General features: G+C 66.1%; 23 protein-coding genes and 1 pseudogene. 14 read left to right on the plus strand and 10 right to left on the minus strand.

Annotated features, from left to right (window positions below; genetic code table 11):
- Positions 1-4: 4 nt before the first annotated feature.
- The 4 genes from EV671_RS00625 to EV671_RS00640 are packed head-to-tail and all read right to left on the minus strand — an operon-like array spanning position 5 to position 4,452.
- Entirely contained in the window at positions 5-553 is a 549-nt protein-coding gene (locus EV671_RS00625; protein ID WP_132569085.1) for a DUF2894 domain-containing protein, read from the minus strand.
- Positions 553-1,197 (minus strand): OmpA family protein, encoded by a 645-nt coding sequence (locus tag EV671_RS00630; RefSeq protein ID WP_132569086.1) that lies wholly within the window; start codon positions 1,195-1,197, stop codon positions 553-555. Before EV671_RS00630 ends, EV671_RS00625 begins: the two co-directional genes overlap by 1 nt.
- Positions 1,190-3,778 (minus strand): hypothetical protein, encoded by a 2,589-nt coding sequence (locus tag EV671_RS00635; RefSeq protein WP_132569087.1) that lies wholly within the window; start codon positions 3,776-3,778, stop codon positions 1,190-1,192. Before EV671_RS00635 ends, EV671_RS00630 begins: the two co-directional genes overlap by 8 nt.
- Entirely contained in the window at positions 3,775-4,452 is a 678-nt protein-coding gene (locus EV671_RS00640; protein ID WP_132569088.1) for a DUF3348 family protein, read from the minus strand. The genes EV671_RS00635 and EV671_RS00640 overlap by 4 nt, the downstream gene beginning before the upstream one ends.
- Positions 4,453-4,537: 85 nt before the next feature.
- Here EV671_RS00640 and EV671_RS00645 point away from each other — a divergent pair, with 85 nt between their 5' ends.
- Both EV671_RS00645 and EV671_RS00650 read left to right on the plus strand, forming a co-directional pair.
- On the plus strand, positions 4,538-5,647 hold the full coding sequence (locus EV671_RS00645; protein WP_132569089.1) for a threonine aldolase family protein: 1,110 nt from the start codon (positions 4,538-4,540) through the stop codon (positions 5,645-5,647).
- A 51-nt stretch (positions 5,648-5,698) separates the two neighbouring features.
- The gene (locus EV671_RS00650; RefSeq protein ID WP_132569090.1) at positions 5,699-7,345 is read left to right on the plus strand and encodes an acyl-CoA synthetase; all 1,647 of its coding nucleotides are present in this window, start codon (positions 5,699-5,701) and stop codon (positions 7,343-7,345) included.
- A 15-nt stretch (positions 7,346-7,360) separates the two neighbouring features.
- Here the strand turns inward: EV671_RS00650 and infA are convergent, their stop codons facing one another.
- The 4 genes from infA to pdxR all read right to left on the minus strand — a co-directional run bounded on the left by infA (position 7,361) and on the right by pdxR (position 10,522).
- Positions 7,361-7,609: a translation initiation factor IF-1 gene (gene infA / locus EV671_RS00655; protein WP_132569091.1), complete on the minus strand. Its 249-nt coding sequence runs from the start codon at positions 7,607-7,609 to the stop codon at positions 7,361-7,363.
- A gap of 84 nt (positions 7,610-7,693) precedes the next feature.
- Complete coding sequence (locus EV671_RS00660) at positions 7,694-7,915, minus strand: hypothetical protein (RefSeq protein ID WP_132569092.1); 222 nt, start codon at positions 7,913-7,915, stop codon at positions 7,694-7,696.
- 345 nt (positions 7,916-8,260) lie between these two features.
- Positions 8,261-8,935 carry a PAQR family membrane homeostasis protein TrhA gene (gene trhA, locus EV671_RS00665; protein ID WP_132569093.1) on the minus strand — a complete coding sequence of 225 codons (675 nt, stop codon included), beginning with the start codon at positions 8,933-8,935 and terminating at the stop codon, positions 8,261-8,263.
- 63 nt (positions 8,936-8,998) lie between these two features.
- Positions 8,999-10,522, minus strand: coding sequence for a MocR-like pyridoxine biosynthesis transcription factor PdxR (gene pdxR / locus EV671_RS00670; RefSeq protein ID WP_132569094.1), 1,524 nt, complete (start codon positions 10,520-10,522; stop codon positions 8,999-9,001).
- A 289-nt stretch (positions 10,523-10,811) separates the two neighbouring features.
- Here pdxR and EV671_RS00675 point away from each other — a divergent pair, with 289 nt between their 5' ends.
- The 7 genes and pseudogenes from EV671_RS00675 to EV671_RS00705 all read left to right on the plus strand — a co-directional run bounded on the left by EV671_RS00675 (position 10,812) and on the right by EV671_RS00705 (position 18,523).
- The gene (locus tag EV671_RS00675) at positions 10,812-13,658 is read left to right on the plus strand and encodes a TonB-dependent receptor plug domain-containing protein (RefSeq protein ID WP_132569095.1); all 2,847 of its coding nucleotides are present in this window, start codon (positions 10,812-10,814) and stop codon (positions 13,656-13,658) included.
- Between the two features lie 315 nt (positions 13,659-13,973).
- Positions 13,974-14,495 (plus strand): DUF4209 domain-containing protein, encoded by a 522-nt coding sequence (locus EV671_RS00680; protein ID WP_132569096.1) that lies wholly within the window; start codon positions 13,974-13,976, stop codon positions 14,493-14,495.
- A 291-nt stretch (positions 14,496-14,786) separates the two neighbouring features.
- Positions 14,787-15,086 carry a helix-turn-helix transcriptional regulator gene (locus EV671_RS00685; RefSeq protein ID WP_243655525.1) on the plus strand — a complete coding sequence of 100 codons (300 nt, stop codon included), beginning with the start codon at positions 14,787-14,789 and terminating at the stop codon, positions 15,084-15,086.
- Positions 15,083-16,396: a type II toxin-antitoxin system HipA family toxin gene (locus EV671_RS00690; protein WP_132569097.1), complete on the plus strand. Its 1,314-nt coding sequence runs from the start codon at positions 15,083-15,085 to the stop codon at positions 16,394-16,396. The genes EV671_RS00685 and EV671_RS00690 overlap by 4 nt, the downstream gene beginning before the upstream one ends.
- Positions 16,397-16,956: 560 nt before the next feature.
- Positions 16,957-17,181, plus strand: a pseudogene (ligD, locus tag EV671_RS00695) (non-homologous end-joining DNA ligase LigD); the annotation flags it as partial.
- Between the two features lie 333 nt (positions 17,182-17,514).
- Positions 17,515-17,697 (plus strand): MbcA/ParS/Xre antitoxin family protein, encoded by a 183-nt coding sequence (locus EV671_RS27935; protein WP_415840382.1) that lies wholly within the window; start codon positions 17,515-17,517, stop codon positions 17,695-17,697.
- A 505-nt stretch (positions 17,698-18,202) separates the two neighbouring features.
- Positions 18,203-18,523, plus strand: coding sequence for a hypothetical protein (locus tag EV671_RS00705; protein ID WP_132569099.1), 321 nt, complete (start codon positions 18,203-18,205; stop codon positions 18,521-18,523).
- A 341-nt stretch (positions 18,524-18,864) separates the two neighbouring features.
- Here the strand turns inward: EV671_RS00705 and EV671_RS00710 are convergent, their stop codons facing one another.
- Positions 18,865-19,098: a hypothetical protein gene (locus EV671_RS00710; RefSeq protein ID WP_132569100.1), complete on the minus strand. Its 234-nt coding sequence runs from the start codon at positions 19,096-19,098 to the stop codon at positions 18,865-18,867.
- Between the two features lie 226 nt (positions 19,099-19,324).
- Here EV671_RS00710 and EV671_RS00715 point away from each other — a divergent pair, with 226 nt between their 5' ends.
- The 3 genes from EV671_RS00715 to umuD all read left to right on the plus strand — a co-directional run bounded on the left by EV671_RS00715 (position 19,325) and on the right by umuD (position 24,508).
- Positions 19,325-22,348 carry an HsdM family class I SAM-dependent methyltransferase gene (locus tag EV671_RS00715; RefSeq protein ID WP_132569101.1) on the plus strand — a complete coding sequence of 1,008 codons (3,024 nt, stop codon included), beginning with the start codon at positions 19,325-19,327 and terminating at the stop codon, positions 22,346-22,348.
- Positions 22,349-22,398: 50 nt separating this feature from the next.
- Positions 22,399-23,058, plus strand: a complete 660-nt coding sequence (locus EV671_RS00720) for a hypothetical protein (RefSeq protein WP_165917428.1) — start codon at positions 22,399-22,401, stop codon at positions 23,056-23,058.
- 232 nt (positions 23,059-23,290) lie between these two features.
- Positions 23,291-24,508: a translesion error-prone DNA polymerase V autoproteolytic subunit gene (umuD, locus tag EV671_RS27660; protein ID WP_165917429.1), complete on the plus strand. Its 1,218-nt coding sequence runs from the start codon at positions 23,291-23,293 to the stop codon at positions 24,506-24,508.
- Positions 24,509-24,623: 115 nt separating this feature from the next.
- Here the strand turns inward: umuD and EV671_RS00730 are convergent, their stop codons facing one another.
- Positions 24,624-25,058: a mercury resistance transcriptional regulator MerR gene (locus EV671_RS00730; protein ID WP_003131969.1), complete on the minus strand. Its 435-nt coding sequence runs from the start codon at positions 25,056-25,058 to the stop codon at positions 24,624-24,626.
- 71 nt (positions 25,059-25,129) lie between these two features.
- On the opposite strand from EV671_RS00730, the gene merT reads away from it, so the two are divergent.
- Entirely contained in the window at positions 25,130-25,480 is a 351-nt protein-coding gene (merT, locus tag EV671_RS00735) for a mercuric ion transporter MerT (RefSeq protein WP_132569104.1), read from the plus strand.
- A gap of 12 nt (positions 25,481-25,492) precedes the next feature.
- Positions 25,493-25,768 carry a mercury resistance system periplasmic binding protein MerP gene (merP, locus tag EV671_RS00740; protein ID WP_003131987.1) on the plus strand — a complete coding sequence of 92 codons (276 nt, stop codon included), beginning with the start codon at positions 25,493-25,495 and terminating at the stop codon, positions 25,766-25,768.
- Positions 25,769-25,777 lie beyond the last annotated feature (9 nt).

The following is a 25,777-nucleotide window of genomic DNA, read 5'->3' on the forward strand; positions in this document are numbered from 1 at the left end:
TTGGCTAGCGCTTACGTGCCGGCGGCTTGCCGGCCCTCGCGCCGCCGACGCGGCGCACCGGCGTGTCGCCCGTGTCGGCGGTGGTCAGCGCTTGCAGCGCGGCAAGCCCGTCGAGCTGCGCGACAAGGCTTTGCAGATAGGCCGGCGACAGGGCTTTCAACTGCTGCAGCGCGCGACGCACGAGGACCTGGCTGTGCAAGGGGCCGAGCTGCTCGGGCGGCGGCGCATCCACCTCGGCCAGGCACCGCGCCAGGCGCAGCGCGCTCCAGGTGCGGCGGTGGGCCTGCACGTGGCGCAGCTCCGGGCCGGCGCCGTGCTGCAGCCGGGCGAGGAGTTCGGTCAGTGGGCTTGCGGCGTTCGCTGGGCGGCGCGCCGGTTGCGGTTTCGGCGCGGCTTCGGCGCGGTGCAGCAGCCTGGCCACCAGCGCCTCGCGCAGCGCACCCGCTGGCGCGGCGCCGGCGCGTCGGGCCAGCGCCTCCAGCACGCGGCGCTGCACCGGGTCGGCGGCGGGCCGTGCCGCCACCCAGCCGACGGGGTCGTCCAGCGCGTCCATCAGGGGGTGGACGCGGCGGCGCGCCGGGGCCGCGGCGTGGGTGCGATCTCGACGCGGCGGTTCAGCGCGCGGCCGGCGGCCGCGTCGTTGGACGCCACCGGCTGCTGCGGGCCGAAGGCAGCGGCGAACACCGTGTCCGGCGGCAGGCCCTCGGCGATCAGCGTGCGCGTGACGGTCAGCGCGCGCTGGGCCGACAGCTCCCAGTTGTCGGCGAACTGCTTGCTGGTGACGAGGGCGCGGTCGTCGGTGAAGCCGCTGACCATCAGGATCTCGTCGCGCTGGGCGAGATAGGTGCGCAGCGGCACGGCCAGGCTCTTGATGAGCGCGCGGCCGTCGGCATGCAGCTGGTCGGAGCCGGTGGCGAACAGCACCGCGCCGCTGATGCCGATGCGGCCTTCGACCAGCGTGATGCGGCCATCCGCCAGCGGACCGGCCAGCGCCCGCTCCAGCGCCTCGCGGCGGGCCTGCTCGGCCTGGCGCTGCTGCATCTCGGCTTCGAGCTTGTTGGCCAGGTCCAGCTGGCCGACGAGGGCCGCCGCCAGCACCAGCACGAAGGCGCCCAGCACGCCGGCCATCAGGTCGCCGAAGGCGGCCCAGGCGGGGGCGCCGACGCCTTCTTGTTCGATCTCCAGCGGCTCATCCATTCGCGGTGGCCCCCTGCAGCGCGTCCAGCACCTGCTTCTGCGAGCCCAGGCAGAGGTCGATGACCTCGCGCGCCTGGGCGACGTAGTAGCCCAGCTGCTCGTCGCTGCGCGTCATCGCGCCGGAGAGGCGCTCCTCCAGCGCGGCCAGGTGCTGCACGAGCTGGGCGTTCGAGCCCTGGAACTGCTCCACCGCAGCGCTGAAGCCCTCGCCCAGGCTGCCCATCTCGGCGGCGCTGGCGGCCAGCGTCGTCGCGGCGTCGGCCAGGGTCTGGCCGGTGGCGTCGGCCTGGGCCGTGAAGCGCTGGCCCAGGGCTTCGAGTTGCGTCGCCGAGCTGCTCACCAAGGCATCGATGGACGCGCGCTGCTCGCCGGCCGCCTGCTGCAGCGAGGCCAGCAGCGTCGAGACGGTCTGCATCAGCTCGGCGCGCTCCGCCAGGGCCGAGCGGTCCTGGGCCTGGCTCTGCATCAGCTGCTCGCGCAGCGCAGCCACGACCTCGACGGCTGCGCGCGGCGCCTCGCCGGCGGCCTGCAGCAGAGCACCGGCCTCGCCGAGCGTGCTGCTGGCCTGGGCCTGGTTCTGCGCGACCAGGTCGCGGGTGTGCGCAAGCAGGCTATCGGCCAGTTGCTGTTGCCGGGCCAGCTGGGCGCTGCCGGCGGCCTGCAGCTCGGTGCGCCAGGCGGCCAGGCGTTCGGCGTCGTTGTGGGCATGGGCCGACTGCAGCTGCCGGTGCGCGTCGGACAGCGCCGCGATGGCGGCTTGGGTCTGGGCCGTAAAGCCGGCGGTCAGCTCGGCCATCGCGTTCTGGGCGCGTTCGCCGCTGGCGGCCAGCAGTTGCTGCGCGGCCTCGCGTTGCGCCAGCAGCAGCTGCTCGTTGGCCTCGCGCTGCTGGGCCAGCGCCTCGGCCTCGGCACGGGTCTCGGCACGCTGCTGGGCATGTAGTTCGGCCTGCAGAGTGGCGTGGCGGGTCTGGGTGTCGGCGATGCGGTCGAGCAGGTCCTGGGTCTGGCTGGCGAAGCCGGTGGTCAGCTCGGTCAGCGCGTTCTGGGCGCGGCTGCCGCTGTCGGCCAGCAGCTGCTGGGCGGCTTCGCGCTGAGCGGCCAGCAACTGTTCGTTGGCGGCGCGCTGGCCGGCCAGGGCCTCGGCTTCGCTGCGGGCCTCGGCGCGGCGCAGCGCATCCTGCTCGGCTTGCGCGGCCTGTTGCCGGGACTGGGCCTCGGCCACGCGGTCCAGCAGCGCCTGGGTCTGCGCGGCGAAGCCGGCGGCCGTGTCGGCGATGGCCTGGGCGGCGGCGGCGCGCTGCTCGGCCAGTGCATCGAGCTGGGCCTGCAATGCGGCGGCACGGATGGCCTCGGCCTCGGCCTGCGCGGCCTGCTGGCGGCTGGCGGCGGCGTCGAGCGCGGCCAGCAGCGCCTGTGCCTCGCCGGTCCAGCGCTCGCCGAGCTGTTGCGCGGCCTGCTGCGTGGCGGCGCCGGTGTCGGCCAGAAGCTTGAGCGCGGCCTCGCGTTGTTGGGCCAGGCCGTCGGCGTGGGCGCTGGCGGCGGCCTCGTTCTGCTGCCCGATCTGCGCGACACCGGCTTCGAAGGCCGCGCTCAGCGCACCCAGCTGGCCGGCCACCTGCGCGCCCACGCGCTCGTGCAGGGCCGCGGCCTCGCGGGCGATGCCGGCCATCGCGGCCTCGGCGGCGGGCTGGATGGCGGCGCCGGCGAGGCGGGCGCTCTCGGCCAGGCTGCTGCGCAGCGTCGTGTCCACGCTGGCGGCCAGGGCGGTGTAGGCCTGGCTCGTCTCGCTGTGAAAGCGCGCCTGCTCGGCGTTGCGCGCTTCGTCGAGGCGCGCGTTCTGCGCGGCGAGCTGGTCGGCCATCTGCTGCGCGAAGCGCTGCAACTGGGCGACGAGTTCGAGCTGGTTCTGCTTTGCGGTCTCGGCCGCAGCAGCCTCCGCCGCTTGCTGGGCCTGCGCGCGGCGGTGGGCGGCGGTCAGCGGGCCCAGGCGGCCCAGCAGGGCCACGTCCAGTGCGCCCGACACGGCGGCGCGCTCGCGGCGGGCCAGGGCCACCATCAGGCCCAGCATGGCCGAGCCGGTCACGCCGGCCACGCTGGCGCTGAAGGCCAGGCCCAGGCCCTGCACCGGCGCGCCCAAGGCGTTGCGCAGCGCGGCCAGGTCGGCCGTCTGGCCCAGCGCGCTGGCCGTGCTGCTCAAGGTGATGACGAGGCCGATGAAGGTGCCCAGCATGCCCAGCAGCACCAGCAGGCCGGCCAGGGCCGGCGCCAGGCCGAGGCCGGGCAGGGCCACGCGCAGGCCCTCCAGGCGTTGCTGCACGGCGGCGCGCAGCGTGGGCGGCAGGGTGTCGACCCAGTTCTCACCGGGCTCGCCGCGCTCGGTGGCCAATGCCGCATCCAGCGCGCGGCTGGCGCGGCGGAAGTCGCGCAGCTCCACGGTGCCCAGCAGGAAGAAGGCGGCGATCAGCAGCGTCATCGCCAGCGCCACGGGGTGGTGGCGCGAGGCGGCGACGGCCGCGCCGGCGATGCCCGCGAGGCCGGCCGCGAGGGCGAGGGGGTAGAGGGCGTTCAGGAGGCGGTTCATCGGGGGGTGTCGTCGTGCAGGGCCTCGATCAGGCCCAGCACCGGTTGAAGTCGGAGATCCAGCTCGGCCCGCAGCAGGCGCTGCAGGTCGGCCCAGAAGCGCAGGCGCCAGCGCCGTGGGTCGGCGGCATGGTGGGCTTCGGCGCGCGTCGTCAGCAGCGCAGGCAGGCCGGCCAGCCGCTCGCGCTCGTGCGCGGCAACGGCGCGCTCCAGCACCGCGTCGAGCTGCGCCAGGCGTGCCAGCGGCCCGGAGGCCTCGGCCAGCCGCGGGCGCAGGCGTTCGCGCAGGCTGGCAATGCGTGCGGCCATGCCGCGCTGCTGCTGCGCATGGTGCAGGCGCAGGGGCGCCAGCAGGTCGGCCAGCGGCACGCCTTCGGGCGCGGCCTCGGCGGCCTCGCGCGCCAGCAGCGCGTCGTCGAAGGCATTGAGCAGGTCGGCCTGCACGCGCTCCAGCGCGGCGGCGGCCCAGTCGCGGGCCTCGCGGCGCGCGGCGGCGTCGGCCGTGGCCGCAGGCGCCGTGGCCAGCAGCTGGGACAGGCCGATGGCCTCCGCCCAGCCCAGCCAGCCGCCCAGGCGCTCGGCCACGGGCGCAACGGGCTGGGGCGCCACGCCCCATTGCAGCAGCAGCCGGGCCAGGGGCTCGGCGGCGGGAGGCTGCGGGAGGGCTGCTTGCATGGACGCGGGCGCGCGAGGAAAAAGGGCGAGATTTTAGTGAGGACAGCTGGGAAGGGCCTCGCGCCCCCGCGGCGACACTGAGCCCATGCCCGCCACCCGCCCCGCCCACGCCGACATCGAACTGCGCAACCGCTGTAGCCGCTGGCTCAATGCCCACCGCCCTTTGCGCAGCATGCGCGAATCCCTGCTGGCCCTGGCCGAGCTGCCCGAGGCGGCCCTGCCGCTGGATGTCTACGGCGAAGGCGAGGCCATGCAGGCGCTGGAGGTCGACGTCGCCACGCTGCTCGGCAAGCCGGCGGCGCGCTTCTTCCACAAGGGCGTGGCGGCGCAGCTGGCGGCGTTGCGCGTGGCCTGCGGCGAGGGCGCCGGCCCGGTGGCCCTGCATCCGCAGAGCCATATCGCCATCGACGAGGCCGAGGCCTTCGAGGCGCTGCTGGGCCTGCGCGGGCTGCGCGTCGGCGCTCCCGACACGCCCTTCACGGCCACCGAGCTGGCGGCCCTGCCCGAGAAGCCGGCGGTCGTCGTCGTCGAGCTGCCGCTGCGGCGTGGCGGCTTCCGGCTGCCGGACTGGGAGGCGCTGGTGGCGATCAGCGCCTGGTGCCGGGCCGAGGGCGTGTGGCTGCATTTCGACGGTGCGCGGCTGTGGGAGGCGGCGCCGCACTACGGCCGGGCGCTGGCCGACATCGCCGCGCTGGCGGACTCGGTCTATGTGTCCTTCTACAAGGGCCTGGGCGGCCTGGCCGGCAGCGTGCTGGCCGGGCCGGCGGACTTCATTGCCGCGGCGGCGCCCTGGCAGACCCGGCTGGCCGGCAATGTCTACACCCTCTACCCGATGGTGCTGTCGGCGCTGGACGGCCTGCGCCGCCGGCTGCCGCAGATGGGCGCCTGGCGCGAGCGTGCGCGTGCTCTGGCCGCGCTGCTGGCGGCCGAGCCTGGCTGGCAGGTGGCGCCCGAGCCGCCGCAGACCAATTCCTTCCAGCTCCACCTGCCGGTCGCGCCGGAGAAGTTGCGCGAGGCGATGCTGGAGGTCGCGCGTCGGCAGGGCTCCTGGCTGGGCGCGCGGGCCGCGGGGTCGGGGCGCATCGACTGCGGCGCGATGGTGGAGATCGTCATCGGCGAGGCGGCCGACGACTGGAGCGATGCCGAGGCCCTGGCCGCCTGGCGGGCGGCGGTGGCCTTGTCAGCTTCCCTGTAAGCCTGCGGTCCTAGGCTGGGCGGCAATCCCTTGCAGCTCAGGACCGCGCCCATGACCCGTGCCAGCCCCTACCAGATCGGCCTCGACAAGAACGCCGCCAACCATGTGCCGCTGTCGCCGCTGAGCTTTCTCGGCCGCGCGGCGGCGGTCTTCCCGGATCGTGTGGCGCTGATCCATGGCGAACTGCGCCAGACCTGGCGCGAGACCGAGGCCCGCTGCCGCCGCCTGGCCAGCGCACTTGCCAAGCACGGTGTGGGGCCGGGCGTGACCGTGGCGGCCATGCTGCCCAACACGCCGGCCATGTTCGAGACCCATTACGGCGTGCCCATGGCGGGCGGCGTGCTGAACACGCTGAACACGCGGCTGGACGCCGAGGCGCTCGCCTTCATGCTGGAGCACGGCGAGGCGCGCGTGCTGCTGGTGGACCCGGAGTTCGCGGCCGTCGTGGGCCGCGCGCTGCAGGCCGTCGAGCCCCGTCACCGCCCGCTGGTCATCGACGTGCTGGACAGCGGCGCGCCCGAGGCGCCGCGGCTGGGCACCCTCACCTATGACGAACTGCTGGCCGAGGGAGACCCGCAGGGCGCCTGGCAGCTGCCGGCGGACGAATGGGATGCGATCGCGCTGAACTACACCTCGGGCACGACGGGTAACCCCAAGGGCGTCGTCACCCACCACCGCGGCGCCTACCTGAACGCGGCAAACAACGTCATCGCCTGGCAGCTGCCCGACCACCCGGTCTATCTGTGGACGCTGCCGATGTTCCATTGCAATGGCTGGTGCTTCCCGTGGACGATGGCCCTGGTCGGCGGCACCAGCGTCTGCCTGCGCCGCGTGGACCCGACCCTGGTCTGGCAGCTGATGCACGAGCATGGCGTCACGCATCTGTGCGGCGCGCCCATCGTCTACGGCATGCTGATCAACGAGCCGGTTTCAGCGCGCGGCCCGCTGGGCCGCGTCGTGCGCGGGTTGATCGCCGGCGCGCCGCCGCCGGCCGCCGTCATCGAGGGCTGCGAGGCCGCGGGCATCGCCATCACCCATGTCTACGGCCTGACCGAGGTCTATGGCCCGGCGGCCGTCTGCGTGCAGCAGGAGCACTGGGCCGGCCTGCCGGCGGCGGAGCGCGCGCGGCTCAACGGCCGCCAGGGCGTCAGCTACCCGTTGCAGGAGGCCGTGACCGTGCTCGATCCCGACACGCTGGAGCCCGTGCCGGCGGACGGCGAGACCATGGGCGAGATCTGCTTCCGGGGCAATGTCGTGATGAAGGGCTACCTGAAGAACTCGCTGGCCACCGAGGAGGCCTTCGCCGGCGGCTGGTTCCATACCGGCGACCTGGCCGTCGTGCAGGCGGACGGCTACATCAAGATCCGCGACCGCAGCAAGGACGTCATCATCTCCGGCGGCGAGAACATCAGCTCCGTCGAGGTGGAGGACGTGCTGCACCGTCACCCGGCGGTGCTGATCGCCTCCGTCGTGGCCCTGCCCGACGCCAAATGGGGCGAGGTGCCCTGCGCCTACGTCGAGCTCAAGCCCGGCGTGGCCGTGACGGAGGAGGAGGTCGTCGAGTTCTGCCGCAGCCAGCTGGCGCGCTTCAAGGTGCCCAAGCGGGTGGTCTTCACCGAGCTGCCCAAGACCTCGACCGGCAAGATCCAGAAGTTCGTGCTGCGCGAGCGCGCCAAGTCGGCCAGCGCCATCGAGTGATGGCGCCGCAAGGGCTCAACGGCCGCCAGGTGCCGGGCGCGGGCCGCCCAGGTGACGGAAGGTGATGCGGCCCTTGCTCAGGTCATAGGGCGACATCTCCAGCGACACGTTGTCGCCGGCCAGGATGCGGATGTGGTGCTTGCGCATCTTGCCGCCCGTGTAGGCGATGACCTTGTGGCCGTTCGTCAGCGTCACGCGAAAGCGCGAGTCCGGCAGGATCTCGTCGACGACGCCGTGCATTTCGATCAGTTCTTCCTTGGCCATGGGGGCTCCGTTCTTCAGTGTTGATCCGGGTTGCCGGCGGTGGCGACGGGCGCCCTGCCGGCCTGCATGTTGTTGGGCCGCCGCTCAGTGGGCGCGCGCCCAGGCCAGGCCTTCGGCGCTGGCATAGCGCACCGCCGCCCTGGAGCTGCGGAACTGTGGCGTGAAGCGCATCACGCGATCCACGCTGGCCATGCCATGGCCGGAGCGGATGGAGACGAGGGCGTCGAAGCCGCCGCCGTCGCGTGCCTGGCTCATTGGTGAGACCATGAAACGGCCCACCTCGAAATTCTTGTTGTTGGTCTGCATGTTCTTCTTCTTGTGGTTGCCGCGAGCCCGGCAGAAGGCCGGCCGCGGCGCGGTTGTGAAAGACGCTGCACGGCAGCCAGGGCGCATGCGGCGAATACTCCACCGGCGCCATGCCGCGAGGAGACAGATGCACGAAAGAACACTCGCCGGGAGTTGTTGCTGTAGCGAGCCGCTCGCGAGAAAGGGCCAGGGGGTGGCCAGCGGGGCTGCAGTGAGACCTTGAGAAAACGGTCTTGCGCGAATCTATGGCCTGCATTCTACCCGGCGGAGCGCGGGCACGCGCCGGGGGCGCGGGCGCAAACCCTTGCCGTGCAAGGCTTTATGCCGCTTTTGGCGGCTGGCGCCTCAGGCGTAGGCGTAGAACAGCGCGGCGAAGAAGTGGCAGACGCTGCCGCCCAGCACGAACAGATGCCAGACGAAATGCGCGTAGCGCAGCCGGTTGTCCAGCAGGAAGACGAAGGCGCCCAGCGTATAGCTCAGGCCGCCGGCCACCAGCAGCGCCAGGCCGCCGGCCGGCATGCGCTCCAGCAGCGGCCCCGCCGCGAACACCACCACCCAGCCCATGGCCAGGTAGATCGCCGTCGACACCAGCGGGTGGCGCAGCCGGTTCAGCAGCTTGATCGCCACGCCGAAGGCCGCCGCGGCCCAGACGGCGATCAGCAGCGTCAGGCCCGGGCCGGTGTGCAGCACGCCCAGCGTGAAGGGCGTGTAGCTGCCGGCGATGAAGACGTAGATGGCCGCGTGGTCCAGCCGCATCAGCCAGGCCTTGGCACGGCCTCGGGCCAGCGAGGCCGGCAGCGCGTGGTACAGCGCCGAGATGCCGTAGAGCAGGATGGCCGTGGCGCCGAAGATGGCCGCGGCCACGACATCGGCCGTACCGCCCTGGCTCGCCGCGCGGACGACGAGGATGGGCAGGGCCGCGACGGCCAGCAGGGCGCCCAGGCCATGGCTCAGCGCGTTGGCGATCTCCTCGCCCAGGGTCTGGGGGCGGTCGGCGGTGGGGGCGGTGGTGCGGGACATGAGCGGCTGGCAGCTGGCCTGCGAATTGTCGGCTATGGGGCCTTCGAATGAAGTCTAGAGGGTCTACAGAGTCGGAGGCGATTCGGCGTGAACCTCGGGTTCGCGCTGTGCTTGTACTCCCGATGGCTGTCGTGCCGTTCCGGCCAGACCTGCCGCCGTCTTCACGGCCGCCAGAGTTTCGCCGAGCAGCCGCGTCGCGACCCGTAGCTGTGCCGAGGAGAGCGACGCGAATCCCAGCAGCAGCCCGGCGCAGGGCGGCGTCCCCGCATAGTAGGGCGCGATCGGATGCAGGCCGAGCCCGCAGCTTTGCGCGGCTTCGACAAGTGACGACATGCGGTGGCCCGGCCAGCCGGGAAGCCAGCCGACCACGTGCATGCCTGCAGACGAATGGGTGACCACGATGTCCTCGGCACAGTGCTGCTGCAGCCCCGAGAGCAGGGAGCCGCGGCGGCTGCGAAGCTCGAGCGCCGCCTTGCGCAGATGCCGCTCGAAGCCGCCATTGCCCATGAAGGCGGCCATGGCCGCCTGCTCGATGGCCCCGGAGGCGAGGTCGTCGAAACATTTGGCGCCGATGAGATCCGAACGAAGACCGGGTGGGCAGATCAGATAGCCCAGGCGCAGTGCCGGAAACAGCGTCTTGGAGAAGGTCCCCATGTAGATCACGCGGTCCTCCAGATCGAGGGCGCGCAGGGCCGAGGTGGCATGTCCTTCGTAACGGAATTCGCCGTCGTAGTCGTCTTCCAGGATCCAGCAGCGCTGCTCGGCGGCATAGCGCAGCAAGGCCAGCCGGCGCGCGGGCGACATCTCCACGCCCGAAGGGAATTGGTGCGAAGGCGTGACATACACCATGCTCACACCCTCGCGAGGCAGTGCCTCGCAGCTGAGCCCTTCGGAGTCGGTCCTCGCCGAAACGATTCGGGCCCCGTGCGCCCTCAGTGCGCACACGGCGTAGGGGTAGTGCGGGTCTTCCACGACGACGCTGGAATCCTCGTCCACCAGCACGCGTGCGAGCAGGCTGATGGCCTGCTGCGTGCCGTTGACGATCAGCACGTCGGCAGGAGCGCAGAACACGCCGCGCCGGCGCGCGACATATTCACAGACGGTTTCTCGCAACTCGCGCAGCCCGTTCGACGGCGGGTAGTTCAGGTCGCAGCGCGACGCGGCGCGCGAAAGCTCCCGGCGCCACGCGGTGACAAGCGCCAGGTCGAGCATGGGCTCCCCGTAACGCAAGTCATAGCGCACCGTTTTCTCGAGGCGGTGAGATGTGATCGGTGGCAGGTCGCGCAGGCGGGCGGCATAACGCGACTGTGCAGGCACCGATGCCGCGACACGGCGCGTGGCGGCCGTCGACATGGCGTTGGCGGCCACATAGGTGCCCGATCCCTTCATGGGCAGCGCCAGCCTCTCGGCGACGAGCATCTCGTAGGCGGTCAGCACCGTGTTGCGCGACATGCCCAGTTCCTGGGCGAGCTGCCGCGTGGCGGGCAGACGTGCATGCGGCTTCAGTGCGCCCTGGAGGATCGATCGTTTGAGTGCACGAGACAGCTGTTCGTAGATGGGCCCGTTGCCGTCGAGGTCCAGATGCATATACGACCGCCTCCAATTGCCTATACAACCGCCACGACGGCGTCACAAAGTGGCACCTGGGCGCAGAGAAGAAGTGGCACTTGATAGTAGAAGCGCAGCTCTCCAGACTGCCGTTGGTAATGCCTGGAAGCCATTGCGCACGTGGCCGCTTCACTCGCCGGTAGCGTGAGCTGTCGAACTGCCTGCGAAGCGGGAGCTGCGCATGGATGGATGGTTATTCATCTGAGCGCGCGTGCGCTTGTTACCAGGCGTGACATTGGTGATCAGCCATATCAACCCAGGAGACCCCATGATCCACAAGACCCAGGTCTGCAAGGGCCTGATGCTCGCCTTTGGCGGGTCCATCGCATTCAGCGCCTCACCGGTGCTGGCCCAGCAGTCGCAAGATCAGCAGCAACAGCAGCCTCAACAGCTGATGCGCGTCGAAGTCACCGGCTCGTCCATCAAACGCATCGAAGGTGAAACCGCGCTGCCGGTGCAGGTCCTCACGCGCCGGGACATCGAGAGGAGCGGCGCCACGACCGTCGAGCAATTGCTGCAGACCGTGACGGCGGCGTCCAGCTCCGGCGGACTGACCGCTTCGTCGATGTCGGGCGCCACCACGGGCGGCATTTCGGCCGTGGGCCTGCGCGGCCTGAGTTCGCTGCGCACCCTGGTGCTGATCAATGGCCGCCGCATCGCGCCCTACGGCATCGGCTTCACCAACGACTCGGTGTCGGTCGACGTCAACAGCATTCCGCTGAACGCGGTCGAGCGCGTCGAGGTGCTGAAGGACGGTGCCTCGGCCGTCTACGGCTCCGACGCCGTCGCCGGCGTCATCAACTTCATCCTGCGCCGGGACCTGCAGGGCGGCGACATCTCGGCGCAGTACGGCGACAGCACGCGAGGCGGCGCGGCCTTCAAGAAGATCAGCGGCGCCTGGGGCATGGGCGACCTGACCGCCGACCGCTACAACCTGATGCTGGTGGCCAACTACCAGAAGGAAGAGCCGCTGTTCGGGCGCCAGCGCTCGTTCGCCGATCACTCCGCCAATGTCGACCACCTGAACGACACGTCTTCAAGTGCGAGCTTCCCGGCCAACTTCTTCACCCTGACGCCGGGGGCCGGCAATCCCATCCCCATCGTCAACCCCGGCGCGATCGGCCCCGACACCAAGGCCAATCCCGGTGCGCCGGCATGCCCGGGGCCCTGGTCGTACAGCGATCCGCTGTCGGGCGGCGACCGTGCCGGCACGACATGCCACTTCAATCCCTCGCCCTTCGTCCAGCTGGTGCCGAGCGCCGAGCGCATCAGCCTGTTCGCCTCGGGGCGCTATGCGATCACGAACGAGATCGAAGGCTATGTCGAGGCCTCCTACAACCGCAACAAGCAGAACAACGTCATCCAGCCTTCGCCGCTGGGCTTCGCCTACGGCATCCCGCCGAACAATCCGCTGGCCAACCAGTACCCCTACAACCAGGGCTACCAGACGCCCTATGCCTCCACGATCAACATCACGTCGAGCAGCCCCTACTACCCGACGGCTTATGTGAAGGCGCTGACCGGCGGCACCACGCCCGACCTGACCATCCTCTACCGTGATGTGGCCAATGGCCTGCGCAACCTCACCGACACCGCCACCGCGCCGCGCCTGACCTTCGGCGTCAAGGGAACCGCTGCCGGCTGGGATTTCGACGCGAATTTCCTGCACAGCGAGAGCAAGGTGGTCGAGACCGACCAGACCGGCTTTCCCATCCTGTCCAAGATCCTGCCCATCCTGAACAGCGGCAACTTCAACTTCTGGGGACCCAACACCGATGCGGTCAACGCCCAGGTGGCGGCCACCAACTATGTCGGCGAGGCCTATCGCGTGAAGTCCAGCCTGGACAGCGTGCAGGCCCGGGGCTCGCGCGAGCTGATGCAGCTGCCCGCCGGTGCGCTGGCCCTTGCGGTCGGCGTCGAGGCGCGCAAGGAGAAGTACGACTTCCAGAGCAGCGTGCCGCTGGCTGCGGGCGACCTGGCCGGCTACGGCGGCAGCATCGCCAGCGTCAACAGGTCGCGCAATGTCGAAGCCGCGTTCGGCGAGTTGAGCATCCCGATCCTGAAGACCCTGGAAGCCGACCTGGCGGTCCGCTACGACCATTACGCGGGCGTGGGCAGTTCAACCACGCCCAAGGCCAGCCTGCGCTACCAGCCGATGAGGCAACTGCTGATCCGCGGCGCCATCGGCAGGGGCTTCCGTGCGCCGAGCCTGGCCGATCTCTACACGCCGGTCACGACGGGCGTGACGACGCCGGGCCTGAACGACCCGCTGCGCTGCCCGACCACCAACAACACGCCGATCGATTGCCAGACCCAGTTCAACATCACCAACGGCGGCACACCAACCCTGAAGCCCGAGAAATCGACCAGCGCAACCCTGGGCTTCGTGGCGGAGCCCACCAGCAATGTGTCGATTGCGGTCGATGCCTTCAAGATCGACCTGACCAACACGATCAACAACGGCATCCCGGCCAACTTCATCCTGTCCTCTCCCGCGCTGGCGACGCAGTACGGCTACCTGATCACGCGCAACCCGCCGTCCGGCGGGCTGCCCGGTTCGATCGCCAACATCGACCAGACCAACGTGAACCTAGGCGGCACCAAGCTGTCCGGCATCGACTTCGACTTCAAGCTGGGTGTGCCCAGCAGCATCGGCAAGTTCACGCTGTCCTACACCGGCACCTACTTCAAGAAGTTCGATACCGAGAACCCGGACGGCACCTGGACGCCGGGTGTCGATCAGGCCAACACCACGAACGGCGGCACCACGCCGCGTCTCAAGACCTATCTGATGCTCAACCTGACGTCCGGCTCCTGGAGCTACACGCTGGCGCAGAACTGGCAGACCGGCTACACGGATGCGCCCGGCAGCGTCCAGAACGCGCAGTACCCCAATGGCAAGCCCAACCAGGTTTCGAATCTCGAGACCTATGACGGCATGGTCCAGTACAGCGGATTCAAGGACCTGAAACTGACCTTGGGCGTGAGGGACATCCTCAACCACCAGCCGCCCTACGCCAACTCGCCGGCCTCCTTCCAGACCGGCTACGACCCGCAAGTGAGCGACCCGCGAGGCCGCTTCATCTACGGCGTCGTGAGCTACTCGTTCCGCTGATGGATAGGGGCGTGGTCGGCGTCCGACGAATACGCCCCCGAATGTGGCTGGGCCGTGCAGATCGGTGGGTTCCGGTACGTTTTCTACAGCATCGGCGATACGAACCGAGAACTGATCCTCACGGTGCTCGTGTTCCATGTGCCAACCTAGCCGTGTGGCTGCGGTCGAAGGCAGCCGCGTGGCCGCCAATGGCCGGCTCCTGTAACCCAATCCGCATATTGTTTGTTCGCGCCTTCGCCGGAGCTGTCCCGGGCGACTGGATGCTGGGCTGCATACGCCGCCTTAGCAGCAAGGGTACTGACGCACACGCTGCGCATGTTGCATTTCCATCTGCCCTTTCTTCATGAGGCCATGCGAGCGGCAATCGCGCGGCACCACCTGACTCCCGGAGACTTCGCAGCGTGGGCAAACCGCAAGGGCGTGGTGGCGCCGGGCAAGCTAGGGCTTCTGCTGGCGGGCATCGTTGCTTGGTTCAACCGAGACTTCTTCAAAGCGCTCCACGTCTTGATCCCACAGGTGGAGGCTGCCTTGCGTTCGATGGTCGATCTTGTCGGGCGTCCGACAACGAAGCCCGCCGGCACCGTGCCGGGCGTCAGCGTCTCGATCAACATGGGAGACATCCTGTTCAACCCAGACCTAGTCGCTTCACTTGGACCGCTCGGTCCTCGACTTGCCCTTTACCTGAAGGTTGTTTTTGCCGACCCGCGTGGCATGAATCTGCGCAACGAGTTCGCGCACGGGTTGATGGATGCGGAGGAGGTCAGTGAGGGTGCCGTGCTGTGGGTCATCCATAGCCTGCTGGTCATCGCGCTTTGGCAGAAGCCAGATGGCGCGTGAAGGCGGGTTCCACCATCAGACCTGGCTCTCTGGGAAGAGGGCTCTCGCGGACCACGGGCTGCCTCGGGATGCTTCAGTGCGCCGGCACCGAGGCATGGCTCTGACAGAAACTGTGAAACTTTGAGGCAGACCGGAGCCCTGACCTCGAAAGCGCTCCTCTTTGATACAGCCTGGTTGCATCACCATTTTGGACAAAAACCTTTCTTTCTGTCCATAATGGTGAACGTTTCGTCCATTCCGGCCGAACCAATGCCCAGCAAACCTCCCGTCATATTTCCCCAGGAGCAGCGCATGCTCGCTGCGCTGGGCGAGCGCGTGCGTCTTGCCCGGTTGCGCCGCAAGCTGACCACCACCACGGTGGCGCAGCGAGCCGGCATTTCCCGTTCCTCGCTGTACAACGTCGAAGCTGGAGATCCCGGCGCAACGCTAGGCACGTATCTGCGAGTGCTTGCGGTACTCGGGTTGGACAAGGACATCGACAGGGTGGCAGCCGACGATCAGGTCGGGAGGAAGCTGCAGGATCTCCAGATGGATTCCCCGCCGAAGTCTGGACGTACTGCCGCCGCCATCAAGCGTGAGAGCGCGAAATGAGCGGTTCGGATCTAGAGGTTTGGCTCGACAGCGACCTGGACGAGATGCGTCGCGTCGGCACGCTTTCCCATGACCGGGGTCAGGTTCGCTTCAGTTACGACAAGGCGTGGATCAAGGACGCGAAGGCGTTCATGCTTGATCCGGACCTCTCCCTGGATGAACAACCCTTCTTCCCGAAGCCAGAGGCCGGGAGCTTTGGCATCTTCCTGGACTCGTCGCCGGACCGTTGGGGCCAGACGCTGATGAAGAGGCGCGAGGCACTTCAGGCAAAAGATGCCAATGAGAAACCTCGAACGCTGTACGCATGGGACTTCCTCATCGGTGTCCAGGACTTCACTCGGCAGGGTGCTCTGCGGTTCCGAATCGAAGGCACCGACGAATTCCTTGGTGACGAGAAGATGGCGGCGCCACCGGTGACGAGCCTGCGTGAGCTGGAGTCCGTTGCAACGCTTCTGACGAGCAAGCGTATCGACGACTTGGACGCACTGCGCCGCTGGCTCGCGGTGCTCGTAGCGCCGGGCGCGTCGTTGGGCGGTGCCCGGCCCAAGGCAAACTTCTCGGAGCAGGATGGCGCGCTGTGGATCGGCAAGTTCCCATCTCGCGACGATGACCGCGACATCGGTGCCTGGGAAGCGGTGATCCACACGATGGCCGACAAGGCTGGAATCGATGTTCCGCCCGCCAAGGTGGTCCAACTGAACAACGAGTTCCACACCTTCTGCGTCCAAAGATTCGATCGCGCCGAAGGCAAGCGGCGCTTCTACGCCTCCGCCATGACGCTGCTGCGCCGAGACCAGAGCGAGGGCGTCAGCTACCTGGAATTGGCCCAGTTCCTGAGGGCGGCCGGAGATCCGGCGCACGTGGCCAGCGACCTGGAGCAACTCTTCCGCCGGGTCGCCTTCAACGTCGCGGTTGGCAATCGTGACGATCACCTCCGAAACCATGGCTTCCTGCTCGGCAAGGAAGGCTGGCGGCTTTCCCCCGCTTTCGACGTCAATCCAAACATCGACAAGGCCGAGCATGTGCTGAGCATTGACGACTCGGACAACCGACCGAGTCTGGCCACGGTGCTGACGACGGCCGAGTTCTATGGCCTCACGACGGACCGCGGTGCTGCCATTGTTGAGGACGTGGCCAGCGCGGTCGACGGGTGGGCAGATCTTGCGTGCAAGGCCGGGATCTCGGGCGCAGACATCGCGGTCACTGCGGCCGCGTTTTCAGCGCATCGAGAGTACCGCGAGAACGCCGCGAATACGCCCGTCACTCCCGTGCCGGCAGCGCCCAAATCGCGTCGGCCGCGCGCCAGGTGAACTCGATCGCCGAGTTGGCCATCGACGCTGAGTAGCGTCATATCCGCGCGGTAGTTGTGACCCGCTCCCATGTCTGTCCGGGAGTCGCTCGCAGCCTTGACCAATTCTTGGCCGATCTTTGCCTTGATCGCAGATCGGCGCGGCTGATTTGGTGTCTCGGAAGTGAGCCATTGGCCCTCTTCTTAGCAGATGTTTGTCCGGGAATATTGGCGAGTTGCAGCTCTGGCCGGGAATTAAACGCTGGTCTGACAACAAGATATTTGCACCCTAGGGCCGTTCGCGGCAAACATCGGCCGGCAATTGGGCTGCGGGCGCAGTGTCGTCGGCAGCAACTGCGCGCTTGCCAGGCGTGACCCTGGACCGCGCGTAGGTATTCTGTTCGGCGCTGTGTTCCGACTCAATCCAAGCCTCCTCCCCTTCGGACTCGATGCGGGCGATCGCTTGGTGCACGCGTCAGTTGCTGTACGTGGTCAGTAACATCGTTGCCCAGGTTGCGACGATGCGCTGGACCTCCACCGTGGCACCAAGCTTCGCCCTCACTTCTCTCATCGCGGGGGGAAGGCTTGCTCAACCGCGTGGGCAAGATCTTCATCGACTACCTGCGCAACGGCCACGGCCAGACGACAGCTGCCGCGTTCTCGGCTCGCGCCAGGCCGGGTCTTGGTGTCTCGGTGCCGATCAGCTGGGACCAACTCGGCGCGCTGAAGAGCGGTGCGCAGTGGACCATCACCACGGCACGCGAATACCTGTCGTTCGAGAAGGAAGATCCCTGGCGGGACTATTGAAAGAGCAGGCAGACGCTGACCGCGGCCAGGAAGATGTTGAACCTGAAATGACCGCTCAAAGGTGACCAGCGACTGCGGCCGACCGGCCAAGCTACCGAACTCGAGCGTCAAACAAATACTCGTGCCGTATCTGCGGATGTGATTTAAGTAGTTGATCTGTAAAGGTAATATGGGCGGCCGCATGGCGCCCGACCCTGTCGCCGCCCGCGTCGCATAGCACGTCGTGCCTCCTCGGGCCCGCCACTTTGCCGACTCTCCACATGCATTTTCAGGACGCTCATCTTGAAGGTATTCGCACAAGTCCGAGCGATGCTTCTGAGTAGTCTCGGGCAGATGATCGAGGACAGCGGTGGCCCCCGCGACGACGTCGCGCTCTCTGATTGGTTGGATGCCTGGTTCGCTGAGCCATCGCCTTGGCTCAATGGCGCAACACCGTCACAGGTGATGCTCACCGAGGATGGGCCGCAGCGATTGAACAGCCTTCTTGAGCGCATGCGCGGAGGCCTTCCTGGCTAGGCGGCTCCAGGGTGGCAAATTCCCATGAAGCGAGTGCGCGTTGCCGCGGGTAAGCACCTCATGATCTCCCCTGAGCTGGCAACAAAGGTGGAGCGGGTGTTTGCTACTGCTCTCACGCGCCAGCAGGCCCTAGACCTCATGGTGACGGAGCCGCGCCGAACCGGTCTGATGGCGGGCTCCAAAAAGCCGTTGGCCATTGCAGGGCCTCGGCAGCGCGATCGCGCGAAACTGCCAGATCCAAAGCAACCATCGACACCTCCGATGCAACAAGCGCTTACCCGCTCACCTGCAGGTTCGTCAGCAAGGTTGACAGCCCTGAGGAGCTTGAAATCGTCGAGGGATCTCTCTGCGTCGATACCAGCTCTTGGTGGGACGGCTACCAAGACGAGGGAGATTTGTAGTGAGCGTCGGCTTCGCGGCCCCGTCGGCGCAGAAAGTGCAGCCGGCACGAGGCGTTGAAGTCGCAACTTGATGTGAGGTTGCGACTTCACTGGAGGACAAGTTGATGAACATGTTGGCTCCCATAGGATTTCCCGAGTCGCCGTCGGTTGCGGTGCTGCGCTGCTGGTCTGTGCTGGAAGTGCTGGACGACGACGACGCCTTGGTGCGGCTGGCGGTGGGGTGGGTGACACCAACTCGACTGAGGGTCACGAGTCCATTGGAAAGATTCGAAGGCGGTCAGGTCCTGACCAGGACCGGCAGCATCTACACATTGGACGGGCCGCCGGCGAGCCCACAGGACCTGGTAGAGCAGAAGACCCGCCGCGATGCCCTGCTTGGCGGCCGTAGTGCCATCGACGTCACAGCCCTGTACTTGGCCGCGTGAGCAGTCTTGGGCGGCCTCGTTCAGCGATCACGACGCAAAGCTCATGTTCTTCGCCATCAAGTGGCACTACGACCAGGGCAAAAAGAAGAAGCAGCAACAGGTGGAGAAAGCGGGCGGTGCACCTCAGGATCAGACAGTCTGAAAGTGGCGGAGAACCCGCTAGGACGCCACGCTGTCTCGGCCGATCGAACTCGGTGGTCCCGAAGCTCGGTTGCGGGGCCTACTAGGCTGGCCCAACGATAGGAGAGTGCCAGGGTTTCCTGGGGTTTCGTTTTGCGCCCGAAGACAAGTGGCTCACGTCTTGAGCCACCTAGCTCGCATGCTGTGAATCATCCGGCTGGCTAGCGGATTCCCTCAATCAGCGAGGCGATGGCCGCGCGCGCTGCCGCGTGCTCGAGCCCGGCCAGTCGTTCCCGAATTAGTTTCACCAACGAGTCCTCGCTGACCGCCGCCGCATTCTTAGGATTCAAAATATTCATGCATTGCATAACCAGCGTGCTCGGTGGATCAACTAAGCCACGCTCGTATTTCGAAATCAAAGACTGACGACTTTTCGTCGCGAGGGCAAACTCCACTTGTGTCTGCCGCACAAGCCGTCTGGCTGCAAGTACCAGCGCGCCAGGGCTTAGGGTGTCGCTTGCGTGTGTCATCATAGACGCGTAAAATTCATCCTATGCATATTTTGAGGACTAACTTGGTTCCCGTAAAGACCCCTGGCCAACGCGTTTCTCCCTTGGGTTACGCTCCTCGGCCAGTTAGGGGCATCTCGCGCCTTTGCGTCTTGGGCTGAATCAGATTCCCATGCTTGGCACGACCACTGACCTGATCGAAAGAACGCTGCGCGAGCACGGCGCAGCGCTCGAGGGCATACGCTTTTTCGAATCGGACTCGGCGGACCTCCTCGCCTACGCCACGCTCACGTCAGTAAGGCGCGACGATGGTGGCGATTTGCAGGCGCTATGTGGTGTCTACGAATGGCAGCAGCAGCCACTGGCGTTCCTGCTTGATGGGCAGTTGATCGAGAGCGCTGATCACCTTCGACGTGTCCGGCGCATGCTGGCCATGCGCGGGGGCGCGCCATACATCGCGCTGATCCAAGGTGGCAGCTTGACCGTTTACGGCGTCGGGTTGGACGGCGCCAGTGCGAAAGCTGCGGAGATCAAGCTGCCGCAGAAAATGCAGCCATCTGAGGTGGTCCCGTACCTATCCAACGAGCGTCCGGGCAACCTCACGCGGCGCCGCTGGATCGAGCAGGTGGTGCTCTCCCTCCTCGACCACGCGATCTCGCATCTCATCAAGGTCTTGGCGGTCCCGAGCGAGCAGGCGATTTCCCTGGTTGGACGAGCGCTGTTCACGCGCTTTCTCGCGGACCGAGGGCTGCTGTCTGATGCGGATGCCATCCGCATCGCAGGCGCGCACGTGGATCAGGTCTTCGACCGGGCAGAGTCGGCGTCGAGCATGAACGTCTGGCTCGACAACACATTCAACGGCGATCTGCTGCCGCTTTCCGTGGGAGCGATGTCGGCTTTGCCGCAGGCCGTGTTCGGGACTCTCGGCAGCATCATGCGGCGAGCGCCTGGCGGCCAACTTTCCCTAGATTGGCGCGAGGACTGGGCCCATCTGGACTTCGCCTACATCCCCGTCGGTGTGCTGAGCCAGGCCTATGAACACTTCCTGCGCAGCCACAACGTCGACAGACAGGAGAAGGAAGGCGGCTTCTACACGCCGGCGCCGATTGCTCAAATGATGCTGCGCGGCGCGCTGCATGCACTGCGCGATCAACGCCGCGCCCACGAGGCCAAGGTGCTGGATCCAGCCGCAGGGGCTGGCGTCTTCCTCATCTGCGCGTTCCGGCACCTTGTTGAAGAGCGCTGGAAAGCGACCGGAACTCGTCCAGACACGCATACGTTGCGCGACATCCTGTACGGGCAGATCGCGGGATTCGACGTCAATGAGGAGGCGCTACGGTTCGCTGCCCTCGGCCTCTATCTCATCTCGATCGAGCTGGATCCCAACCCACGGCCAGTACAGAAGCTGAAGTTTGAGGAGAACCTTCGAGATCGAGTGCTCTTCAAGGTTGGAGAGGAAGGCAGCGCGGGCAGCCTCGGACGGCATGTTGGTGCTGAGCATGATGGCCGCTACGACCTCGTCATCGGCAATCCTCCATGGTCCAGCAGCACCATGCTCAAGGAGTGGGCTGATATCGAGGCCGGGGTGCGGGAGATTGCTGAGCCGCGGCTTCGGCACGTGCCCTTCAGACCGCTACTGCCCAATCAAGTGTTGGACTTGCCGTTTGTCTGGCGTGCAATGCGGTGGTGTCGCGACGGCGGTCAGATCGCGTTCGCGCTGCACGCCCGGATGTTGTTCCAGCAGGGTGATGGCATGCCAGAGGCGCGCAACGCGATCCTCAGTGCACTGGACATCACCGGGATCGTCAATGGTGCCGACTTGCGCAATTCGCGAGTCTGGCCGGGCGTTGCTGCGCCGTTCTGCCTGCTCTTTGCACGCAATGCAATGCCCGCACCAGGAGCCAGCTTTCGATATGTGAGCCCTCGTCGCGAAGATCGATTGAACGCGGCAGGGATGTTCCGAATCGACGCCTTCAATGCGCCGCAGCTCACGCCTGGTCTGGTGATCGAGCAGCCGGACGTCCTGAAGGTTCTCTATCGCGGCGGACAGCTAGACCTCGAGTTGCTGAATCGCATGAAGAGCGACGGTCTCTCGGTGGATGAGTATTGGCGACAGTTCGGGGAGGTGCGCGGAAAGGCGCAGTGGTCGGGCAACGGCTATCAGCGTGAACGGGAAAGTAGCAAGGTCGACGACGATGGGAACGTGGGCCAATCCTCCATGCATCTGAAAGGCAAGCCGCACCTGGTCGCCATGCCGATGCTTCCCGCGCTCTTGGACGTTGACACGCTTGGAGACTTTAGAGACGAGCGTGTGCACCGGGCTCGGTCGCCGAATATCTACGAGGGGCCAATGCTCCTCGTGCACCAGTCTCCGCCAGCCCACTCTGGAAGGCTGAACGTCGCTGTCTGCGACAGCGACCTCGTCTACACCGAGAGCTTTTACGGCTACAGCGCAGCAAAGCACCCGCGCGGCAAGGAACTCGTCCGCTTCATGGCTCTGGTGATCGGCAGCCAGCCTGCGCTGTGGTACTCGCTCATGACGAGTGGCAAGTTTGGGTTTGAGCGAGAGGTCGTCGAAAAGAGCGTGATCGACGCCATGTGTGTACCAGCGTTCGACAAGCTTTCGGCTGCGGATCTCAAGGAGGCCGAAAGGCTCTTTGCAATGCTCACGGCCGCGGGCGGGCCGGACCCTGAGGATGTTTGGGCGCAGATTGACGCCTGGGTTGCCGGGCTCTACGGCTTGAAGTCCAGGGACGTGGAGGTCATCTCCGACACCTTGGAATTCAGCGCACCGTTCTCCGCGAGCCGCCATGCGGCGCAACTCAGGCCGAAGGCAGTTGCTGTTGACCACTTCCTCCGGACGCTGGAGGGTTCTTTGCGTCCGATTGCCGGCCGTCATGGCATGACCGTCAAGGCGGAGGAGGTCAAGCTTTCGTACACGATGCCGTGGTTGATGTTTAAGCTGCAGGCGAGCCGCGGCGATGCCACGCCACAAGGGAACGAGGTCGACGTTCAACCGCTGCTGCACATGGCCGACGCGCTCGGCACCACTGAAGTCGTAACCCGCCTGGAAGACGGCGGCCTGTTGGTCGCGCGCCTGGATCAGGCGCGCTACTGGGCGCCGACCCAAGCTCGAATGTTCGCGCGGCGTGTGGTCTGGCAGCACAGTGAAGATCTGTTCAAGGTGGCTGGATGACGAGGTGGCGGATATCCGAGCTTGACCAGGTCACTTCGCTCACCCGAGGCGTGGCGCTGCCTCTGCCGCCGATTGGTCAGCAAGCGATAGACATCATCCTCGAGGCCATTGCCAGTGCATGGGAGCAACTGCAGTTGGGTTACATGCATGTGTTGGTCATGGGAACCGAGGTCGAAATCTCCACTTTGCTAATCAACCTGATGAACGAGGCACTGGGAAGCGACGACGATGGTGGGCTAGGTGTCTACGTCTCGAGCGTGTCTCGCGGCAGCGAGCAGATCAACTTCAACGGGGAAAAGCTAGAACTGCGTCCAGATATCCAGTTTGCGCTCACGAGGCTGGACACGCGCTTCAGGCTCATCGTCGAATGCAAGCTCATCGATCTAAAGGCCAAGAAGACGCCAGCTCTCTACCGTGACCACGGCATCAAGCGGTTCGTTGATGGTGACTACGCCTGGGCATGCCAGGAAGCCATCATGTTGGCTTACGTGCGGTGCGCGACTTCACGGTTGGAGCCATCCGTGCTGAGTGGTTTGATGGGAATACCCGACATGCAATGTGTCGCCCAGAGTATGCAGTTGAGCAGCAGCGGCCTCATCAAGCCAGACGCACTCGGCACGTCCAGCCACGACCGCAAATTTCAGTATGTGCCCGCGCAGGCAGTGCCGCCCGGCAAGATAGACCTCTGGCATCTCTGGCTAGAGGTTTGACGTCACCTCCCTCACGCCGTAACGCGGCCCGTGGGGCTCGTCGGCCCGGCCGGTCTCGACCCCGTACTGGTGTCCAAGACATAGGCGCATGGGGCGGATGAAGTTAAATCCGCTCAGCTTGCCGGATCCGTTGTTGGCGACGTCAGACCACTGCCCGGCAGCCATGAAGTTGGCATGGTGCCGACATGCTGGCTACGACTTCAAGTCTGTTGAGAACGGAAGGTTCATCCGAATGGTCGACGACTCTGGGAATGCAGTGCAGCAGCCAGCGCCAGAATGGGCGTACTGGCATGCCTGCGAACGCTGCACAGGCAGCCGGCACCTCTTCAACGCCTGCAGTCGTTCGTTGTCAACCAGTTGCCACTACTGCCGCGAACCCGTGGAGATCGCAGCCCCTCTCGGAGCGATGGCCTCGGTTGCCGCTGCAAGGCTCGAGGCGTTGATCGATCAAGACGAGACGAGTTCAAGCGGACTACCACTCAAGATGGTCGGAGATGTGATCCGTGACAACTTGAAGGACGCGAATCCAACCCTCTGTGATGACTTGATCCAGATTGTTGGCACAGCGCAGTCCAGGTCAGACTTGCGCCCAACTCAGAGCTATCGCTGGAACTACAGACGGGTGGGGCAGGAAGAACAGGACAAGGTCTGGGAAGGCTTCCGAACAAGCCTTCGCGGCAGGAGTCGGTTCTTCAATGCGGACGCAAAAATCTTCCTTGACGGCCTCTTCAGCATTTTGCCGAGCCTGTCGCCGAACGGGTTCTTTTATGCGAACGTGCAGGTCGATCTTGATGCGGGCCGGACGCTGTTCCGGGCGCGCCGTGCCAACACACAGGCCGACATTGACCGAATCAAGTCAAGTCCGGCCAGGGAACTCCACGCCCCACCGCCGGAGATAACTCCATCAGATCGCATGAATGTGGAGAGGGCCCCCGCCTTCTATGCCGCTTTTGACAACAAGACGGCGATCGCTGAAGTCCGCCCCTCTCGTGGCAGCAGGGTTGTGGTGGGCGGTTTCACCACAACGCGAAAGCTAAAGATCTTCGACTTCACATCCTTAGCCAAGAACAGTGCTCCCTACTTCAGTATCTGGAGCGAAGACTTCGTTGACCGCAGCCGCATCGGCGCCAAGCGGATCGATCTGACGGCGCAGTTGGTACAGCACCCGCAGGCCACATGCCTCGTCCGAGCTCGGGGAGACTCCATGCGCGACGCTGGCATCTTTGACGGCGACGTGCTCGTGGTCGACAAGGCCGTCACCGCCAAGAACGGCCACGTGGTTGTTGCCGTCATCGACGGCGAGTTCGTCTGCAAGCAGCTGCAGCTGCGTGCGGGCCGCATGAAGCTCAAGGCGGCCAACCCCAGCTATCCGGACATCGTGCCCAAGGATGGCCAGGTGGTTGAAGTCTGGGGCGTTGTCACGGCGTCGATCAAGACGATGCCAGTGTGATGCCATGCTGGCGCTGCTCGACATCAACAATGCCTACGTGAGCATGGAGCGGGTCTTCCGCCCATCCCTGAACGGTCTGCCAGGGGTCGTCTCAGAAAACGGAAAATAAAGCACGCTAAGGCATAGCCGAACCTGCCAAGCTTGCTCCACCCTGTAGTGACGCGATCAGCGGGCAGGAAACGTTCCCCCTTCGCGCATGGCAGGCGCACACCAACTCAGACAGCACGGCCTCCATGCGCGCCAGGTCAGCCATTTTCTCGCGCACGTCCTTGAGCTTGTGCTCGGCCAGACTGCTGGCTTCCTCGCAATGGGTGCCATCCTCCAGCCGCAGCAGCTCGGCGATCTCATCCAGGCTGAAGCCCAGCCGCTGGGCTGATTTCACGAAGCGCACCCGCGTTACATCCGCCTCGCCATAGCGGCGGATGCTGCCATAGGGCTTGTCAGGCTCCAGCAACAAGCCCTTGCGCTGATAGAAACGGATGGTCTCCACATTGACCCCGGCCGCCTTGGCGAAAACGCCAATGGTCAGGTTCTCCAAATTGTTTTCCATATCGCTTGACTCCGTACATGAGTACGGAAGTAAGGTTACGCTATCCAATTTCAATTCGAAAGGACAAGCGCATGTCTGAACCAAAAACCGGGCGCCGCGCGCTCTTCACTGGAGGGCTTGCCGCCATCCTCGCCTCGGCTTGCTGCCTCGGGCCGTTGGTTCTGATCGCCTTGGGGTTCAGCGGCGCTTGGATCGGCAACTTGGCGGTGTTGGAACCCTATCGCCCCATCTTTATCGGCGTGGCGCTGGTGGCGTTGTTCTTCGCCTGGCGGCGCATCTACCGGCAGGCAGCGGCCTGCAAACCGGGTGAGGTCTGCGCGATTCCCCAAGTGCGAGCTACTTACAAGCTCATTTTCTGGATCGTGGCCGCGCTGGTTCTGGTCGCGCTCGGATTTCCCTACGTCATGCCATTTTTCTACTGATCGGAGTTCACCATGAAGAAACTGTTTGCCTCCCTCGCCCTCGCCGCCGTTGTTGCCCCCGTCTGGGCCGCCACCCAGACCGTCACGCTGTCCGTACCGGGCATGACCTGCTCCGCCTGCCCGATCACTGTCAAGAAGGCGATTTCCAAGGTCGAAGGCGTCAGCAAAGTTGACGTGACTTTCGAGACACGCCAAGCGGTCGTCACCTTCGACGATGCCAAGACCAGCGTGCAGAAGCTGACCAAGGCAACCGCAGACGCGGGCTATCCGTCCAGCGTCAAGCAGTGAGTCACTGAA

The sequence above is a fragment of the Roseateles saccharophilus genome (assembly GCF_004342485.1).
Taxonomy (GTDB): Bacteria; Pseudomonadota; Gammaproteobacteria; order Burkholderiales; family Burkholderiaceae_C; genus Pelomonas; species Pelomonas saccharophila.